The sequence below is a fragment of the Kitasatospora sp. NPDC057595 genome (assembly GCF_042800875.1).
Taxonomy (GTDB): Bacteria; Actinomycetota; Actinomycetes; order Streptomycetales; family Streptomycetaceae; genus Kitasatospora.
Map to the genome: position 1 here is coordinate 1 of NZ_JBHVGL010000076.1, position 1,176 is coordinate 1,176.

Consider the following 1,176-nt stretch of genomic DNA (forward strand, 5'->3'; position numbering starts at 1 on the left):
CCTCAAACTCCCAAAGGCAACCCCGCAGGGCGAAAACCGCCCTCCGGGGCCACCTCCGGCAGTTTGCATGAGAGTGCCTCTCATTGTAAATCGACTTTCGCGGCATAAACGCTTGTTTTCTCCCTGCAGCAGCCAGTCCTCCTCAAGACCTTGCCAGTTCGAGCGCTTTTTGTATGTATTCCTCTTCTGTAATTTCTCCATGAAACCGCCTTTTCAAAAGCTCTTCCTCTTCTTTTGTAAGCACTAAGCCTTCAAAATCAAGGGTTGCTCGTACATGTCTCATGGCTTTTTCGAAGTCAATTTCCCTTGTCATGATCCTTACTCTCCTTTATCCAATTGTATCACTTCAAGAGCAGGGCAGGCGGGCGAATGAAGTCGCCCATTGCCTGCCCCCGATGCGCAATGAACAGGGTGAGCCTCGTTACTCCTCCCTGTTCAAAGCCGCATCTTTTGCCTCGTTCCAGGTGCGCGACTCCCTGCCGGATTGTCTCGCAGCCCTCCACTTCAGCAAGCCATTTGTCCTCAATCGGAGCCTGCCCGATTTGCGGTAAATGGCATCCCAGCACCCCTGTGGGGTGTGAGAGGCGGAGCTAAAAGTGTCGGACACAATGTTTCCGACACACTCCGCAAAGGGGATGACACGTCCTCCCCCTTGACCCCCACAGTGCGACACTCTAAAATTGAGCTAAACACTCAATTTTAGGAGGTCGAAAAACCATGGTCGCCCGGCAAAAAGAATCCGTCCGACTCGACCCTGAAATTGTTTCGCTCGGTCGCAAGCTCGCGAAACAAGATTTCGGGTCTGAAAAGAAGTTTGGCCTTTTGATCGAGAACGCCATCAGGGCGTATCACGCTCGAAAAGTCCAACCTGTCGAAGCAAGCTCGCTGCTGTCCGCAACCGAGCAAGCTTTGATCGACAGGATTGAAAAACGCGTTCAAGACATGGGAAAGCAAACCGTTGAACGGATTGCTAACCTCACGGCAAAGTCATCATTCGAGACAGTCTACAGCTCCATCATTCTGGAACGAATATTTGACAGTCTCTTTAACAAAAGCAATCCAAAACAAAAGCGTGAAGAAATCCGCGGACTTGCCGCCAAGCGAATGCAGGGCCGTCTCGACAAGGAAGGCGCTGAAAAGATCAGCTCTCTCATTCAGGAAAACAAAGCACTAGAG

2 protein-coding genes are annotated in these 1,176 nt (G+C 51.1%); one reads left to right on the forward strand and one right to left on the reverse strand.

The genetic code is table 11. The annotated features are described in order from the left end of the window. Positions 1–142: 142 nt before the first annotated feature. Positions 143–313 carry a hypothetical protein gene (locus ACFU9E_RS35570; protein ID WP_011161206.1) on the reverse strand — a complete coding sequence of 57 codons (171 nt, stop codon included), beginning with the start codon at positions 311–313 and terminating at the stop codon, positions 143–145. A 404-nt stretch (positions 314–717) separates the two neighbouring features. On the opposite strand from ACFU9E_RS35570, the gene ACFU9E_RS35575 reads away from it, so the two are divergent. After that, positions 718–1,176 (forward strand): hypothetical protein (locus ACFU9E_RS35575; protein WP_380715723.1); only part of this gene is annotated, 459 nt, incomplete at its 3' end.